The organism is Pedobacter sp. 22226 (assembly GCF_052045455.1).
Lineage (GTDB): Bacteria > Bacteroidota > Bacteroidia > Sphingobacteriales > Sphingobacteriaceae > Pedobacter > Pedobacter jeongneungensis.
The window spans coordinates 359,915-377,381 of the sequence record NZ_JBQEPB010000002.1 but is presented as its reverse complement, the minus strand read 5'-3'; the positions used below and the strand labels follow the sequence as shown (position 1 = coordinate 377,381).

Annotated in this window: 18 protein-coding genes; 13 read left to right on the top strand and 5 right to left on the bottom strand. The window is 37.9% G+C overall.

What is annotated here, in order from left to right; translation table 11 throughout:
- Window positions 1–7: 7 nt before the first annotated feature.
- The 6 genes from ACTJKC_RS05000 (at window position 8) to pepE (ending at window position 4,734) form a co-directional block, all read left to right on the top strand.
- A complete protein-coding gene (locus tag ACTJKC_RS05000) occupies window positions 8–1,156 on the top strand; it encodes an XrtY-associated glycosyltransferase XYAG1 (RefSeq protein ID WP_440790552.1) in 1,149 nt (382 codons plus the stop codon).
- Between the two features lie 11 nt (window positions 1,157–1,167).
- Window positions 1,168–2,022: a glycosyltransferase family 2 protein gene (locus tag ACTJKC_RS04995; protein ID WP_440790551.1), complete on the top strand. Its 855-nt coding sequence runs from the start codon at window positions 1,168–1,170 to the stop codon at window positions 2,020–2,022.
- A gap of 21 nt (window positions 2,023–2,043) precedes the next feature.
- Window positions 2,044–2,619, top strand: coding sequence for an exosortase Y (gene xrtY, locus ACTJKC_RS04990; protein ID WP_440790550.1), 576 nt, complete (start codon window positions 2,044–2,046; stop codon window positions 2,617–2,619).
- A 27-nt stretch (window positions 2,620–2,646) separates the two neighbouring features.
- Complete coding sequence (locus ACTJKC_RS04985; protein ID WP_440790549.1) at window positions 2,647–3,201, top strand: WcaF family extracellular polysaccharide biosynthesis acetyltransferase; 555 nt, start codon at window positions 2,647–2,649, stop codon at window positions 3,199–3,201.
- Between the two features lie 182 nt (window positions 3,202–3,383).
- Window positions 3,384–3,794, top strand: coding sequence for a hypothetical protein (locus ACTJKC_RS04980; protein WP_344848871.1), 411 nt, complete (start codon window positions 3,384–3,386; stop codon window positions 3,792–3,794).
- A 244-nt stretch (window positions 3,795–4,038) separates the two neighbouring features.
- Window positions 4,039–4,734 carry a dipeptidase PepE gene (gene pepE / locus ACTJKC_RS04975; RefSeq protein ID WP_440790548.1) on the top strand — a complete coding sequence of 232 codons (696 nt, stop codon included), beginning with the start codon at window positions 4,039–4,041 and terminating at the stop codon, window positions 4,732–4,734.
- 3 nt (window positions 4,735–4,737) lie between these two features.
- On the opposite strand, the gene ACTJKC_RS04970 is transcribed toward pepE, so the two are convergent.
- A complete protein-coding gene (locus ACTJKC_RS04970) occupies window positions 4,738–5,637 on the bottom strand; it encodes a glycerophosphodiester phosphodiesterase family protein (RefSeq protein WP_440790547.1) in 900 nt (299 codons plus the stop codon).
- A 267-nt stretch (window positions 5,638–5,904) separates the two neighbouring features.
- Between ACTJKC_RS04970 and ACTJKC_RS04965 the strand changes: the two genes are divergently transcribed.
- Window positions 5,905–6,498, top strand: a complete 594-nt coding sequence (locus tag ACTJKC_RS04965) for a GIN domain-containing protein (protein WP_440790546.1) — start codon at window positions 5,905–5,907, stop codon at window positions 6,496–6,498.
- Window positions 6,499–6,595: 97 nt separating this feature from the next.
- On the opposite strand, the gene ACTJKC_RS04960 is transcribed toward ACTJKC_RS04965, so the two are convergent.
- Window positions 6,596–7,885, bottom strand: a complete 1,290-nt coding sequence (locus ACTJKC_RS04960; RefSeq protein ID WP_440790545.1) for a serine hydrolase — start codon at window positions 7,883–7,885, stop codon at window positions 6,596–6,598.
- 421 nt (window positions 7,886–8,306) lie between these two features.
- On the opposite strand from ACTJKC_RS04960, the gene ACTJKC_RS04955 reads away from it, so the two are divergent.
- From ACTJKC_RS04955 to ACTJKC_RS04940, 4 genes are all read left to right on the top strand, one after another.
- The gene (locus ACTJKC_RS04955; RefSeq protein ID WP_440790544.1) at window positions 8,307–8,900 is read left to right on the top strand and encodes a GIN domain-containing protein; all 594 of its coding nucleotides are present in this window, start codon (window positions 8,307–8,309) and stop codon (window positions 8,898–8,900) included.
- Window positions 8,901–9,019: 119 nt separating this feature from the next.
- Entirely contained in the window at window positions 9,020–9,754 is a 735-nt protein-coding gene (locus ACTJKC_RS04950; protein WP_440790543.1) for a hypothetical protein, read from the top strand.
- A 12-nt stretch (window positions 9,755–9,766) separates the two neighbouring features.
- Complete coding sequence (locus ACTJKC_RS04945) at window positions 9,767–10,306, top strand: hypothetical protein (RefSeq protein WP_440790542.1); 540 nt, start codon at window positions 9,767–9,769, stop codon at window positions 10,304–10,306.
- 233 nt (window positions 10,307–10,539) lie between these two features.
- Complete coding sequence (locus ACTJKC_RS04940) at window positions 10,540–11,133, top strand: GIN domain-containing protein (RefSeq protein WP_440790541.1); 594 nt, start codon at window positions 10,540–10,542, stop codon at window positions 11,131–11,133.
- Window positions 11,134–11,200: 67 nt separating this feature from the next.
- On the opposite strand, the gene ACTJKC_RS04935 is transcribed toward ACTJKC_RS04940, so the two are convergent.
- Window positions 11,201–11,869 (bottom strand): hypothetical protein, encoded by a 669-nt coding sequence (locus ACTJKC_RS04935; protein ID WP_440790540.1) that lies wholly within the window; start codon window positions 11,867–11,869, stop codon window positions 11,201–11,203.
- 86 nt (window positions 11,870–11,955) lie between these two features.
- Window positions 11,956–12,732 (bottom strand): hypothetical protein, encoded by a 777-nt coding sequence (locus ACTJKC_RS04930; protein WP_440790539.1) that lies wholly within the window; start codon window positions 12,730–12,732, stop codon window positions 11,956–11,958.
- Between the two features lie 476 nt (window positions 12,733–13,208).
- Between ACTJKC_RS04930 and ACTJKC_RS04925 the strand changes: the two genes are divergently transcribed.
- On the top strand, window positions 13,209–14,171 hold the full coding sequence (locus tag ACTJKC_RS04925; RefSeq protein WP_440790538.1) for a M57 family metalloprotease: 963 nt from the start codon (window positions 13,209–13,211) through the stop codon (window positions 14,169–14,171).
- Between the two features lie 105 nt (window positions 14,172–14,276).
- On the opposite strand, the gene ACTJKC_RS04920 is transcribed toward ACTJKC_RS04925, so the two are convergent.
- Entirely contained in the window at window positions 14,277–14,867 is a 591-nt protein-coding gene (locus ACTJKC_RS04920; protein ID WP_440790537.1) for a hypothetical protein, read from the bottom strand.
- A gap of 239 nt (window positions 14,868–15,106) precedes the next feature.
- On the opposite strand from ACTJKC_RS04920, the gene ACTJKC_RS04915 reads away from it, so the two are divergent.
- Window positions 15,107–17,467 carry a mechanosensitive ion channel family protein gene (locus ACTJKC_RS04915; protein ID WP_440790536.1) on the top strand — a complete coding sequence of 787 codons (2,361 nt, stop codon included), beginning with the start codon at window positions 15,107–15,109 and terminating at the stop codon, window positions 17,465–17,467.

Here is a 17,467-nt window from a genome sequence, read left to right as displayed (position 1 = left end):
ATAAAAATTGAAGATTATCCACATCACTGCTTCTTATAAACCCGCATATATTTACGGTGGACCAATTCAGAGTGTAGCAAGTTTATGCGAAGCATTACTAAAGGTTGGTGATGGTGAGGAAATACAGGTATTAACAACCACTGCAAATGGCACCGAAGAATTAGAGGTACAACCGGGTAAAGTTAATTTAATTGATGGCGTTCCAGTTACCTATTTTAAACGCCTTACAAAGGATCACAGTCATTTTTCTCCTAAACTATTGATTGAGTTGAGGAGAGCGATACGCCAAACTCCAGACTCGAAACTCATTATCCACATACATGCCTGGTGGAATTTAGTTTCGGTACTAAGCTGCTTAATTGCTAAATGGTACGAAATACCTGTAATGTTATCGCCACGTGGCATGCTTACCTCCTATTCTTTCAACAACCGAAAATCAGTTTCAAAAAATTTAATCCATAAACTTCTGGGCAAAAAACTATTAAAATATTGCCATATCCATGCTACCAGCGAACAGGAGAAGCAAGATATTCTGAAAATTATTGAACCAAAAAGTATTACGGTCATCCCAAATTTAGTCAGTTTTCCGTTAACGGCTTCTGGTTTGCAGGCATTAACTGATGATCCATTTCGTTTACTTTTCCTCTCCCGTATAGAAGAAAAAAAAGGCCTGGAATTACTTTTTGAAGCCCTGGCAAGTATAAAAATTCCCTGGCGTTTAACCATAGGTGGCTCAGGAAATGCAAAATATATAGAAAGTTTGAAACTTAAAGCTGAAAACCTGAAACTTAGCGACCGGATTAACTGGCTTGGGCTGGTGAATAAAGAAGATAAATTTAATTTAATGGCTGATCATGATTTAACTGTACTCACTTCATACAATGAAAATTTTGCCAATGTGGTGATAGAAAGTTTAAGTGTAGGCACACCTGTTCTGATAAGCGGGCACGTTGGTTTGGCCGATTATGTAGCAGATAAAGAATTGGGCTGGATTACAAGTCTTAATATTAATGAAATTAAAACAGAATTGGTTTCTTCTTACCGTGATACTGTTAAAAGAAAAAAGATAAGAATTGTAGCTCCGCGAATAATTAAAGACGATTTTAACGATATTACTTTAGCAAACAAATACATTGAACTTTATTATAGAATCTGATATAAGCTGGTATGAATAAAAATTTCAGTTTCATCATATTAACCTTCAATGAAGAAATTCATTTGCCAAGGTTATTAAATTCTATCAAAAACCTGAATGCTAAAACATTCATTCTAGATAGCGGAAGTACCGATGAAACCTTGAAAATCGCTGAGCAATATGGCGCTGAGGTAAAACAAAATCCTTTTATAAACCACCCAAAACAATGGGATTTCGCCTTAAAGAATTTCAAAGTAGAAACCCCATGGACCATTGGACTCGATGCCGATCACACCGTTACACCTGAATTGTTCGAAATGCTTGCCAACTTTAAAGAGGATGATAATAAAGATATCAATGGCATTTACTTTAACCGTAAAAATTTCTTTCAGGGCCGTTGGATCAGGTTTGGTACATTTTACCCCTTTTACCTTTTAAAAATGTTTAGGACAGGGTTAGGCTTCTCTGATCTGAATGAAAACATGGACCACCGGTTTATTGCGCCAGGTAAAGCTAAAATCTGGAAGAAAGGCTGGATACTGGAAGAAAACCTGAAAGAAAATGATATTGCTTTCTGGAAAGCCAAACACGAACGTTATAGTGATCTGGTAGCACAGGAAGAAATAGAACGGATACTAAAATTAAGAAACCAGAGCTTAAAGCCTAATTTACTGGGCAGTCCTGACGAAAAACGTGCTTGGCTAAAACGCTTGTGGTGGAAGCTTCCACTGGGTTTAAGACCCTATCTTTATTTTAGTTACCGGATGTTTTTTAAACTCGGTATATTTGAAGGCCGCACCGGTATTAAATTTCATTATCTCCAGGGCTTTTGGTTTAGACGACTGGTGGATAGAAAAATTAAGGCCCTACAGAAAACATACCGTTAAATTTATAAGTGCCGATAATATATGACCCCAGAAGAAGCAAAAAAACAGGCCAATAAAAAAGCAATCAAATTTGTGGTTGCCCTTTTTATACTTTATATTCTGTTTAGCCAGGGCAACCTGTTTATGAACAGCGTGATGACACCAGGCTCCAGATTCTACAATCCGTTTATTTCTGAGCATTTAAACTATATTCAGGGCTTAAAGTCCGCTTTGATTGTGCCTGCAGTATGGATTATAAAGGCATTTGGGTTTTATGCCATTTACAATGAAATGGATGTGATGGTTGTATCAGGCCCATACCTTCGTGTTAATTATTCTTGCCTGGGATTAGGCGTGATGAGCTTTTTGGCTGCTTTTGTATTAGCATTTCCCGCATCAAGGAAATCAACTCTTAAAATGCTGGTAATCGGTTTAATAACCGTTTATGTGTTAAATGTGCTCCGTATTGCGGGCCTGGGCGTTTTACTCGGATTCTTCAAATCGCAACGCAATAATTTTACTTATCACCACGAGGTATTCAATATTATTGTATATATATGCGTTTTTACGATGTTATACTTCTGGATCAAAAAAAGCAATAAATTAGTGAAGGTTTAAGCCATTACCACCTACAGAATAATAAATTTGTTAAAAACACAGTTAAATAAAAATTTTGACACGGGGGATTTTAAGATAGGTGCTTCTGTAATTAAACAGTTTCTGTGGTATTTTACAGATGTATTCTTTTTTAAAAGCAGGATGATGCCTGTTAGCGCTGTACTTGTTTTTTTCCTGGAATTATTTGGAGCTAAGATAGGAAAAGAGGTACGTATAAAACCAGGCATCCATATTAAATATCCCTGGAAATTGGAGGTGGGTGATTATAGCTGGCTGGCCGATTGTTATATAGACAATCTTGATCATGTTAAAATCGGCAAAAACTGTTGTATCTCTCAACAGGCCATTTTAATTACGGGCAACCACAACTATAAAAGTACGGGGTTTGATCTGATAACCTCCTCCATCATTCTGGAAGATGGTGCGTGGATCGGAGCCGCAGCCAAAGTTGGCCCCGGTGTAATACTTCAAAGTCACTCGGTACTTACATTGGGTAGCGTTACAACAAAAAATTTGATGCCATATTCTATTTATCAGGGCAATCCGGCTGTAAAAATCAAAGAAAGGTCAATAAAGGAATAATTTTAAATTCAATATAATATACCTAAAAGCCGCTTAACAGCGGCTTTTGTTTTTAACTTCTTATTTGATAAAAAACACAATGACAATTATCAAAGCTTTACAGTTCTTTTACCATGTAAGTTATCTGATGTTAAAAATTATTTTGACCTTTGTACTGTCTATCGTCCTAAAAGTATAAGTTGGTGAATTTTAAACTAGTGCAGAACAAGTATTCCTTGTCCTCAAAACTTATTTTAATTACTTTTTTAATCGGAATCGTAAATCTTTTCTTATACGATTACGAGAGTACGCAGGAAACTATTATTTTTATATCAATATTAACCCTTCGCTACCTGTTATTTATCCTCATCAAACGCAGATTCGAATGGAGCAAATATCTATTGATATTCATCATTATAAGAAGTATGTACCGCTTATATATTGTAATGGGCGATATGGATGTGAACCCTGTAACCAAGGTAAACCTTACATTACAACTGATTATATCCATATTGGCATTTGTAATTTTGATCGTTTTCCCAAAGCTAAAAGAATGGATCAGCGATAAAAGGAAATATATCACTACACCTAGAATATCCAATCCACAGCATTAATTTCTTGAAATTTCTTGTCAGGTATTTTTTTTACTTTACTTCTTTGTATTAAAGATACCCCAATGTTATTTCGCCAGTTATCTGGGTATGCGCTTAGAAATTTTGAGCAGAATATAGAACAGAACTGTTGAGCTTGACTTAATGATTCTAGCATAATTTCCTGTCAAATTAAATTTATAACGCATCTTTGGGAATCCAAAATGCTATCCGTTTTTTAACTTTGTAGCAAAAGAACTTTACTAAAATGAATGTTATACTGGCCTCTACTTCTACCCTCTTCGGTGGAAATTACCTGGAATATTTAACAAATGAACTTATTACCCTTTTTAAAGGAACAGATGAAATCATTTTTATACCCTTTGCCAGGCCAGGTGGCATTTCGCATGAAGAATATACCAAAAAAGCCAGCGATTTTTTCGAAACATTAAACATTAAGGTAAAAGGTTTGCATGAATTTCAAAACCCTGTTGAGGCCATAAATCATGCAAAGGGTTATTTTACCGGTGGAGGGAATACTTTCCTTTTGGTAAAAACATTGCACGAACTTGGGCTGATGGAGGTACTGAGTAATAACATTAAACAGGGAAAAGCTTATTTAGGCTGTAGCGCAGGCAGTAATATTGGCGGCATTAACATGAAAACCACTAATGATATGCCGATTGTTTATCCTTCTTCTTTCGATTGTATGGGATTGGTACCCTTTAACCTTAATCCACATTATCTCGACCCAAATCCTGATCTAAAACATAACGGGGAAACAAGGGAAACCAGAATCAATGAATTTTTAACCCAGAACAACATCAAAGTGGTTGGCTTACGTGAAGGAAACTGGATCAGAATATCGGGTAATAACATCACTACAGAAGGAAGTGAAGAAACCAGAATTTTCGAACCCGGCAAAGCCCCTTACGAACTCCAACCGGGTGCATCATTGGTATAATCTTTATTGATGCAATCCTTTATCCTTCAGGTAAATCAACAGGTCAGCCGGACGATCAGTTTGCAGGATTGCAGGGTGATAAGCAATCAGCCAGCCCCAGCTTTCTTCTTTTTCTCCTCTTTCAACGGCGCGGTCATCATCATGGCCTCCGTTCAATGAGGGCCACAAACTGTTCAGCCAGATTAATGGTTTACCGTTCAGTTTCTTTACCGTTTTTAGATTGCTTAAAGTATCGGTATCGAAAACGGGCTGAATAATCGTTTTTTGGTTAGGCAGGTAAGACTTGATGACATCCTGCATTTCCTTCTTTTTCGCATTAACCACCACCATTAAATAAGCATCTTCCGGGATAACGTTTTTGGTTTTCAGTTCTCCATAAGGTACATCATCACCCACATTCACAATGGCCTGATCAATGGTGGAAGTTTCGCGCAGCACCTTAAATACCAGATCAAGATGATCATTTCCTTTGTCTACATTAATGATGATTTTACCTTTTGCCGCCAGCATCATTTCGCGCATGGTTGGGATCTGGTTTTCCGTAACACGGCCCAGGCCATTTTTTAGCCTGAACTTTTTAAGTTCCTCAAGGGTAAAATCACCTACTTTTCCTTTCGCATTGGTGGTGCGGTCGATGGTATTATCATGCATCACCACCATCTGGCTATCCTTGCTCATCTTCACATCAAGCTCCATGATGTCGAATCCTTTTTTGATACTGTTGTAAAGTGCATTCAAAGAGTTTTCAGGTGCATTTCTCCAGTCGCCACGGTGTGCTGCCACTAAAATATGCTTGTTATTAGCCCTAAAAACCGTCTTTAATTTTTCAGCAGGACTTTGCGCTTGCGAAGCAATTGCAATACTGGATAATAACAAAATAAGAATACTACAGGAGATTTTCATACGATACTACAAAAGTGATTCATGCGCAAAAATATTAACAGGCCGTTAAGCAGGTGTTTTATGAATGTTAATTCTAACGCATTTAAGCAACAGATCTAAAATTTCTATTAAAAATGAACTGTTTTTCGCCCGATTTTAACCCCCGTTCGTCGAGAATATAGCTGTGTTGGTATAATACGGCTAAACCGGCTGAAACGTTTCCCAATTCCTTGCGTCTCATTATCAAACAATCACAAATTATTAATTAAAAATATAAATAAAAGCATTATGAAAACTTTATTCTCAACCTCAGCAAAATCTTTAATGGCAGCTTTAGTATTAAGCGCTTCAATCTTCAGTACCAGTGTAATGGCTGGCGAAAAACAACCGGTAAAAATGTCGGCACCAAAAAACTTCGATAAAGTAGTGGTAAGCGGAAAAGTAGAAGTTACGCTGATCCAGAATGGTACCGAAGGTGTAAGCTATGCAGACGAAAATACAGGAAATGTAAAAGTGATCCAGGATGGATCGGCACTAAAAATTACTTCGACTGATAACAGTCCGGCAAAAATTACGGTATATGTGAAGAACATTTACAGGGTACAGGCTTCTGATGATGCCAGCGTAAAAACAGAAGGTAAACTTGATGTTAAATATCTTCAGGTATTCTTAACCGGAAATGCTGTTGCCAAAATCAACTCGAAAACAGAAAGTTTATATACTGTAATGGAAGGTTATGCTGATCTAAAATTAAGCGGAGCTACACAAAACCATAACGTAGTAATGGGCAGCACACCAAAATTAAACCTGGATAAATTTGCGGCTTTAAAAACAGAAATGACTTCGCCAGCAACTATCCAAACTGCAGCGCTGTCTAAATAAGCAATACTAAAAAATTAAAAGAGCGATGGACACCCACCGCTCTTTTTTTGCGTTTTAGCCCCGTGGATAAAAGAAAAGGCTGGATTTAAAGGCAAACCTAAAGTTTCTTTGCATGGATGGTATCCCCCTGGATGAAAATAAGTTCTTTAACCACACCGTCCTCATCTTTTACAAATTCCATTGTTGCCTGTATATCCTTAAAAACAAACTTCGAACTGGTTTCTGCGAAAACTTCAATTCGTGATTGTCCGGTGGCCTGGGCATATAGTTTTTTCCCTTCCCTGCTGATGGTTAACACCAGATCGGGTGTAAGCTGGTATTTGCCCGGATAACTGTTTAGATCATGATCTGAAACCGATGCGATAGTAATGGTCCTGGATTTACTCAACCCTTTAAAACTATATACCGTAGAAATGCTGTTGATGAGTTCCTGGATAATTTCTCCATTATCTGAATTGACCATAATTACCAGACCGTTGCCGCCTTCCATACTTCCGTAATAGCCGCACCTGAATCCTTCATTGGCTCCTCCGTGCCCAAAATATTTTATCCCGTTATAATCTTCAATAAAAACACCTAAAGCAGCTCCGTCAACATTCATATAAGGACTGAGACGTAGTTTAGTGTTTTGCTGATCGAGCACTTTTGAAGATCTTCCAGCCAGAGAGAGCTGCGTTTCAATAATATATTTAGAGAGATCTGTCGGATTTGTCCATAACCCGGCGGCGGCCTGTTCTGGATAAATGTGGTATTTTCCAGTAATCGGTTTTCCTTCTGAATTATATCCGGTTGCCAACAAGCCTTTTGCTACATTTACCGCTGGCTGGGCGAAAGTACTCGAGAGCATCCCCAGGGGCCTGAGTACCTGTTCAGCTAAATATTTTTCGTAAGGCTGACCAGAAATATCCGTTAACAGTAATTGGCTGATGGTTATCCCACCGCCAGAGTACTGATCGCGCAGGCCCGGTGCAAATATGGAGCGTATTGGCGCTGAATTTGCAGGTGGGGTTCCGTTTAAAATCTGGATAAGGGAAGGAAGAGGCTTACCCTTTTCGTATCCTGCAAAACCATGCACATTCAGGCCCGCGGTGTGACTGAGCAGATTCGCGGTACTGATTTTCTTTCCCTTAGAAAGCGAATCATAAGGGAACTTCCAGCTTTTAAGATATTGATTGATATCAGCATATAAATCGAGCTTTTTAGATTCGAAAAGTTTTATGATCGCCAGCCCATTCAGCGATTTACTTATGGATGCGGCCTGAAAAAGCGTTTTATCGTTAACTGCTATACCTGACTCAGCATCAGCCATTCCATAAGCTTTTACGAAATCGATCTTATAATTTTTGATTACTGCAATGCTCAATCCGGGCACTTTATAGAATTTCATTCTGTCCTTTATATTCATTGGCTTTGAACCACTGAAGCGGATTCTTTCAGTAAGGCTATTCTCCACCTGGATTATCCGGCTCTGTGAGGAAGATTGTGCAATGGCCTTTTCGAAAATAAAAAAAGGAAAAAAAATCAATAAGATTTGCACCAGATTTATGTGCCAGTGAAACAAATCCGCTCTTTTATGTGAAACTAAAGCATGCATGTCATTAATATTGGTTTTTAAAGGTAACGATTCAAACAGTAACAAGATAAATAACGCCAGATGCAATCTTTTTCGCCCGATTTTAACAGCCGTTCGTCGAGAATATCGCTGTGTTGGTATAATACGGCCAAACGGGCTGAAACGTTTCCCAATTCCTTGCGTCTCATTATCAAACAATCACAAATTATTAATTAAAAATATAAATAAAAGCATTATGAAAACTTTATTCTCAACCTCAGCAAAATCTTTAATGGCAGCTTTAGTATTAAGCGCTTCAATCTTCAGTACCAGTGTAATGGCTGGCGAAAAACAACCCGCAAAAATGTCGGCACCAAAAAACTTCGATAAAGTAGTAGTAAGCGGAAAGGTAGAAGTTACGCTGATCCAGAATGGTACCGAAGGTGTAAGCTATGCCGATGAAAATACCGGAAATGTAAAAGTGATCCAGGATGGATCGGCACTAAAAATTACCTCAACAGATAACAGTCCGGCAAAAATTACGGTATACGTGAAAAACATTTACAGGGTACAGGCCTCTGATGATGCCAGCGTAAAAACAGAGGGTAAACTTGATGTTAAATACCTTCAGGTATTCTTAACCGGAAACGCTGTTGCCAAAATCAACTCGAAAACAGAAAGTTTATATACTGTAATGGAAGGTTATGCTGATCTAAAATTAAGCGGAGCTACTCAAAACCACAACGTAGTAATGGGCAGCACACCAAAATTAAACCTGGATAAATTTGCGGCTTCAAATACAGAAATGACTTCGCCAGCAACTATCCAAACTGCTTCATTAAGCAAATAATTAACTACAAATAATCATACAAAGCGACAATTGATTTGTCGCTTTTTTTTTGCTCAAATTTTTCAGCTACAAAACATATATTTACGGCTCATCCTATAAAAAATAATGCTACTCAACAAATGAAGGTTCAACTGAGCAACGTATGGAAGATTTTAGTGATCTGCACCTTAATTTCCTGTCATGCAGATTCAGAGAAAAAGAATAAGCTTACGGTTGCCGACACAAACAAAAAAACAATCGAAGTAAAAAAGACAGTTGAAAATAATCCTCATAAAACGGATACCATGGAATTTGTGGGCTATAATGATGACGGAGATTATTTTTTACTTATAGCCCGCAGAAAGGATAAAAAATTTTCATTTGTTAATGATGGTAACGACGACAGAAGCTTGTTAAGAGGTGATACTATAGCTGTTACATGGACTACCGACACCATTTATATTGCAGGCGATGGCGATACGCCACAACAGGCAGATAAGCTTGTTTCTGTAGCAAAGCTGAAAGACGGAAACGCTTCAAAATTCAGAAAAGCATACCGCAAACCACTAAAATACCATTGGCCACAAGAAGAAAATTATTCAAAACCATACCTGGATCAACTTTATACAATGGTTGAATATTACGTAGCCAATTCGAAAAATGAACTTTTACAACAACTGGTAAAAAATAAGGAAGAAATAAATTATTCCATTGAAAAACAAACCCGTAACAATAAGGAATATGTGCTGATTGGTATTGCTGCAAGTGCAGAACATCGCATAAATACTATACAATGGCTATATTTCGACAATGAGGCAGATAAACTGTATGAATATGACTTACCAAACGACAAGCTAATAACATTTGACCGTTAAAAACGCAACATTATGACTATTTTTTTCCTTTTTTGCATTTTCGCCATACTGCTGCTTGCAAACCTTTTATTTTTTAGAAAAAAGTCTTTAAAAGTTAAAATTATTGGCACCGTCGGGCTGTTGGCAGGCATAATTGTTCTCCTTGTTGCCATAGCTGCCATCCTTTTTCTTACTTCAACCGATCCCCGGGAAAGAAATGCTGAGGAAGCGGCACGGCATAAATGGTTAGATATGAAAAACCGCTCCCAATCCAGTCGCAGCATAATTATTTCTTATGCATATAAAAAGGAAAATAAAATTAAAAAAGTAAGTGATACCTTAAATTTAACTACAGGAACATACCATTCCTCGCAACACATGCTACCTGTAGAGGTGGGCGACAGCACCTATTTCCCAAATGACTTTAAAATCCAGGTTAAAGATTCGCTGAATAAATTGGTAGCAGCATATGATAAAGAGGAGTTCCTGAAGAAAGTCAAATCGGACGATTCTACCTACAGGCCAAAAAATAAAATGACGATGAATTTTTACGTGCTGGAAATCAATCGTTAATAATCTTCCCCCGGGCATCATTCTAATGCTTACTGTAGTTCAGGCATTCAGCCAATAATTACAATCTCCGAAAAAATAATTTCATCTTTTCACCTGTTGATATCGGGCGTTCGTCGACGAATACGCTGTGTTGGTATAATACCCTGTTTTCTGGTGCAACGTTTTGCCCTTAACGGCATCTTATCTACAAAAACAGAAACAAAATATTATTTAAAAATATAAAAAACAGCATTATGAAAACCTCAATCAAAACCTTAACAAAATCGCTTTTAGCAGCAATCGTTTTAACATCATCTATTTTTACCACCAGCGTAATGGCTGATGAAAAACAACCAGTCAAAGTTTCGGCTCCACACAACTTCAGTAAAGTTGTTGTAAGCGGAAATGTAGAAGTTACACTGGTGCAGTGCCAAAAAGAAGGCGTAAGTTATAATGACGACAATGCCGGAAGTGTTAAAGTGATTCAGGATGGAGATGCGCTAAAAATTACTTCTGCAAGTACAGATGTTGCGAAAATTACAGTTTATGTAAAAAACATTTACAGGGTACAGGCTTCTGAAAATGCAGTGGTAAAAACAGAAGGTAAATTAGACACCAAATATCTTCAGTTATTCTTAAAAGAAAACGCTGTTGCCGAAATCAACTCAAAAACAGAGAGTTTATATACTGTGATTGAAGGTAAAGCCGATTTAAAACTGAAAGGCGCTACTCAAAACCACATTCTGGTAATGGGAAAAACACAAAAGTTAAATTTAGATCGCTTTGCAGCTTTAAAAACCGAAATGAACAATCAGCAAACACTTCAAATTGCATCACTGGCTAAATAAGTCATCAGCATATATAAAAGGGCGGCAAAATATAATTTTGCCGCCCTTTTTTGTTAATTCAATCCATTTAATTAAAAATTTGCCCTTCCCGGTAATCGTGGTCCATCCGCTCTAACCTGCCTGCGCTAAAATGTAATTTTACAGTTGATGATCCGATAACGTTCGAACTTATAAAATCAGAAAATACAAACTGCCAGTCGGTATAATTATTCAGATCAGGATCATACGCTTTGTTTAAAGGTTTATCAGAAAGCACAAATCCATAAGCAGCATAGGCCGGCAGCTGATGAATTTTCAGCAGTTTTGCCCCCATTTCACTAACAGGATCATCTATTTTAATTGCCGTATCATCAGCAGCTCCATCTGGCCATTTCGTAACATCAGAGGTAAGTCCGCCACCTGTTGCAATTTGTTGCACTTTATCCCCGCTAAATAAAAATACAGCGCGATCTAAAGTTCCGGTATTATTATACACCGTTAGTGCATAGTAAAATGGAAGAATCCCGGCAAGTTTTTCCGGAGAACTATAGGGCTTACGGCCGTAAATTGCTACATTCTGAAAATCAAGTGTTTTGCCGGCCTGCTGCAACTGGGCAAATACCTCAGCTGGTGTACTGCCAATCTGAATGCCCCATTTTTCGCCTTTGGTAATTGTTTCAGAATAATCTCCCTGTTTCTCTTTTTTACATGCTGAAATCACGATCAGCAATAACATCATCGGTAATAATCTTTTCATTATTTTGGTTAGGTGTTTGATTTTACAGTTATAAACGGATAATAAACCCCTGCCGCTACAATTAAAAAAATTGATTCTCAATATATTTACTCTGAGAAAACACTTACCGGATCAACTTCTTTAAAGAGATATGGCTTATGCGGAGGCAGTTTTCCGTAACTGAGCTTTGCGGGCATGTCTTCTTTCATGGTATTAATATCTTCAACTGTTATTTTTCGGGCCAGTACATCATATTTCGCAATGGTTTGCTGGCCTGCCCCGGCATTATATGTTTCCATGTAAGTAAGAACAAGTTCACCGTTCTTAAAACTATATCTGGTTTCGCGGTTACCAACCGGACCACTACCGTAAGTTGATATGATTAAGGTTTTATTTTTATCTATTGTAATATCCTCACTATCATACTGTTGATAATCGCCGTTAATATATGCTGCACCAATAGCCTGCCAGGAGGTTGCGTACAAACGATAGCCACCCGTAGCCTGTTTTAACAACACCAAAACCGGCCTGAGATCGGTGCTGTCTGTTTTGTTCTGAAGTACCAGAACCACATCTTCCAGATCGTCGTCATCTAACAAACCTTTAGCATCCATCGCGATAATATAGGGGCTGGTTACAAAGTCATCAATGGTATTACCGCTCTCCGGAAATTCGGCACCGCCTATTTCTTTTTGTTCTTCTGTTTTTTTTGAGATAGTTACCAACGTTTCTTTCGCAGCAACGTGTACAATGGCATTGGCCACGCTATCTGTTGTTTGCTGAGGTGATTTATCAGCATTAAGCCAATGATATTTATAACCCAATACAATGGCCAACAAAAGTACAAATGCTAAAAGGGCGATAATTTTGCTTTGTTTTTTCATAAGGTTGCCGGAATAATTCAGATGTTAAAACCTTTGCAGTATTGGTATAAAGGTAATTCAATTTTCTTTACAGGATAAATTTCTCATTTCATCAGGACAAGAAAATTTGAAAAAAACATATAATATCTTCAAATACGATCAGGCCATTCAATCTTAAACTGAACGCGGTTTTTCTCATTATAACATTACTATCACCTCATAATGTATTATAAATCAACAGTCAGAATAATAGTTTCGTGTAAAAAAAAGTAATAAAATACCTACACAGTAAAATATTAAGGCCTTTTACTCAGGATTCGTGTAAAATTCTGATAAAGGATTTTGAGGCAGTTAATATGTTCCTAGCTTTGAGTATTATTCCTAAAATAAATTTCATCACATCCTTTTTTGTTAAAACACCTGGGTAACTATCTGCCTGTAGTCGCGATCTGCAAGCGGAGAACTAACTATTTTTTAACCACTTATTTTAACTAAAAATGAAAAACTTTAAAAAAACAAAGCAGCTGGGTTTGATGATATGCTCATTTGCTGTATTTCTGATTATGGCCCTGCCATCTTGTAAAAAAAATGGAGGTGATGAATTATCTGATACAAAAGCGCCAAACCAATCGAAGTTAACGGAGGCAGAAGAAATCCTTATCATGAAAGCTGGATTTTCTACTACCGACGCAGAAAAAATAGGAGATTCTTATCTTGTTGAGGGAGATATTTTAATGTCTGCAAAAGATCTTACCCACCAAAAAGAGCTAAGGGAGCAACTAACGGCAAAAACCGGCCCCAGCACCGAGCAGTATAAATCGGGTTATACTTTAGCTGCTAAATATATTAACAACGGACAAATAAAAATTAAGGTTGATGGTGGTAATCTACAAAAACTTGTAACGGATGCCACTACGATAGCCATTAAGAGATATAATGACCTAAAACTGAAAACGACTTTTGTTTTGGAGACAAGTTCGACCGGAACATCAGATATTGTAGTTACCATGAAAGATCTTGGTGGCAGAGATGCTAACGGCCAGATTATTTTAGGACAGGCAGGCGGATTTCCAACTGCAGATGGTAAGCCTGGTCCGGGATTTGCGCTAAATAATCAATATTACAATGCAACAGATTTTACTGCTACTGAGCTTGCAGCGGTGGTTGCCCATGAACTCGGACATTGCGTTGGATTCAGACATACAGATTATGTGGACAGAAGATCTTGCGGTATCGGATCAACAGGTGAACCAACGATTGTTTATCTGACCAATCCGGAAGGAACCAAATATTTGCTTGATGCGAATGGCAAAAAAATTCCTGATTTAACATTAACTGCCAGTTTAATCCCTGGAACGCCAAAAACTGATGCTAATTCATGGATGCGTTCATGCAATGCGCCAGGCGCTTTTACCGCTAACGATAAAGTAGCAATTTATTACCTTTTAGGAAAGCAATAATTAGTTAACATGATCAATCCGGATCTGGTTTCTTAACCGGATTAAAATTAAAGAACCGGGGAATAAATTCCCTGGTTCCTTATTCTTTCAGATTTCGAATACTATTTATTTTTTTGCCTGGTACTGATTATAAAGGGCCACACATTTTTCCTCATAATCGAAGTTAATATCATCACTAAAATTTTCAAGGTAGGTTTTAGGAAAAATCATTATACGATTGATTACAGGTAATTCGACAATCTTTTTATTGCGTAAAACCCTAAAATGAGCAGTATATTTATTGGTCAGCAAATCTACAACTGAGGTCCCGCCGTTTTCTCCTGAATAGGTACCGCTTATTTCATAATCTGTCTGCTTCATCTTCACCAGCTGCATTTTTTTCTCTTTTTTATTATAGGCAAATGTGCTTATAAAGCCCGACCTGCCGTAATCGTTCCAAAATTCGAAACCATCCTTAAGGGCAACGAGCGTATTCCCAAAATTGAGTTTCCAGATCTTCTGACTCTCTATTTTCTTAAATTTCTGACCAGACAGTTTACATACTAGTGTTTTGGTATCACTATTAATGTACACGGTATCTTTTTTAAGGTCGTGGTCGAAATCTTTTACCAATCGCCGTGTACTCTGACCAAGTGCGGTGGTTGAAAAGATAGTTAAGAATAATATTGTGGTATAATAAATGCCGGCTTTACTCATCGGTTGGTTCGTTAATTAATTATCGCCCGGGTTATCCTGTTGTTTAAACTGCAAATACAGGTAAATGTTAGTATAAATCGGTTAATCTCTGTCAAGAAAGGCATTAATTTTGATTCATTTAAGCTTAATGGTCTACAATTGCCGTAATCGACTTGTAAACCATGCATAAAACCAATTCTAATCCCTATTTTTGAACAATAAGTTTCTATTGAGGTACTTAATCCATACTTTTCAAATCAATGATTATCAGAAAACCATTTCCTATAACCATCATTTATATTTCTCTAATTTTCTTTACCTTCTTTTTTTCAACAAATACATTTGCTCAGAAAAAGAACCAGGGAGATAAAGGTCAGGATGTATCGATTCTTGCCGACTCTGCTACCTTAACAAAGGGCGATTATCTTGCACATCTGGAAAAAGTATTTGAAACGGTGAACAAAGTGCCGGTTACCGTAGCTTCTTTTAAGAAACTAAAGCCCATTGGGGCACATTTAACACAAGATGAAGCTGCATTGGCCCTTTTAAAAAGCAGGTTAACGCAGAGCGATCGTACCTTGAACCTGCAGAACCTGCAGATGGACCAGACTTTACTGGAAGAGCTTCGGAGCAATAATAAAGATTGTTTAGCTGATCTTGATGAATATGAAAAAGAACTGCGGGCACTGAAAACGGAAATCCTGAACCTGCGGAAAGATACAGTGCTGATTAAATTATTTACCTCGCCTACCGTGCGCATTTTGTTTAAGGATCAGTTTAGCGAACTGGGCAAGAAACGGGTGGTGATGGATAGCCTGCTTAAAAATACGACCTTAACGATCAATAATTTTCAGGCTAGAACTTCGGCCAATCTGATCAACATTAAGGAATTGATGTACCTTACTGATAATCAACTTGAAGCAGTAAGCATTAAAGCTTTTGGCAAGGAGCGCCGTTACCTTTGGGAATCGGTAAATAAACCAGCCAATAAAAGTGTAGGGTTCCGCAGGTTCATTCAGGGCGAACAGGAAATATCGGGCTATTATTTTGTTTATACACGGAGCAGCCGGTTGCTTTTACTATTTACCTGCGCTGTATTTTTCTTCTGGGTGTTTTTTAATTTCAGGAGTGTGAAACAACGCGGCCGCTTAGAAACGCTTGATGGTTTTTCACTGATTAGTCCTCAGCCTTACCTGATTACTTTTATCACACTTTTTACCCTGGCCCCAATTTTCGACCTTAGGGCACCGGCACTTTACATAGAAGCTGTACAGGTGATACTCGCCATACTGCTTACGGTATTTTTCCGTAAAAAACTGGGCAAAAAGTTATTTTACTACTGGTGCATTTTTGTGGTACTGCTGCTTGCACCGGTTTTTCTTCGTCTTTTAGGCATGCCACCTAGGTACCAGCGCTGGCTCTTGCTTTTCTTAACAGTGAGTTCGGTAGCTTACGGCATTATGGTTTGGAAAATGCTGGATGAAAAAACAAAAAGATACCGGATGATCCTCTTTACCGGATTTATTTACACGGGATTTGCCATTATAGCCACTTTTTGCAATTTATTTGGCCGTTTTACCCTTACACAGATTTTTTATTCTACAGGGGTAAGTTCGCTGTTAAATGCGATATCGCTCACCATTTTGGCAAAAGTGCTGGTGGAGGCGTTTTTATTGCAGATGAAAAGCAGCAGGATCCGCAAGGGTTTTCCTGAATATTTTGACTGGCAGCCGGTAATTGCAGGACTGAAAAGGCTTACAGGTATAGGTGCCACCATTATCTGGTTTGTGATTTTTACCACCAACCTGAATATTTTTAACGGCCTGTACGAATCGGTAATGGAAATCCTGAATGAAAAAAGAATTATCGGCAGTTTCTCTTTTACTTTCGGCGGGGTGGTGCTCTTTCTGGGCATTATCTGGATTGCCAATTTCTTACAAAAATACATTGCTTATTTCTTTGGCGATACAGGCGACGACAGCTTTGATGATAATAAGGGCGAACGATCGAAATTACTGGTTACCCGCTTGGTTTTACTAATCGGAGGCTTTTTAATTGCTGTTGCGGCCTCAGGTTTGCCTATTGATAAAATCACGGTGATATTGGGTGCTTTAGGTGTGGGTATCGGACTTGGTTTACAGAATATTGTAAGCAATTTTGTTTCGGGTATCATCCTTATTTTTGATAAAACAATCCGTATCGGCGACATTGTAGAACTGAGCGATAAAAAAGGCCGTGTAAAAGAAATCGGCGTTCGGGCCAGTACGCTGCTTAGCGATGAAGGTGCCGAAATCATCATTCCAAATGGCGCTATTCTGTCCAACAATATCATCAACTGGACGCTGAGCAACAACCAGATGCGGGTAAATATTACTTTATCCGTTGCCAAGCCATTTAATACGACAGATGTGGTAAACCTGATCAGGGAAATTATTACCGAAAACAACAATGTTTTTATCAGCAAAGAACCGGTAATTATGATCAGTCCGGTGAGTAAACTGAACAGTAAGATCAATATTTATTTCTGGTGTAAGGATATTTCGAAGGCCGATCTGACTAAAAGCATGATTAATGCACAGATTTTTGAAGCATTTGAACAGAAAGGGATCGAAATACTTTAA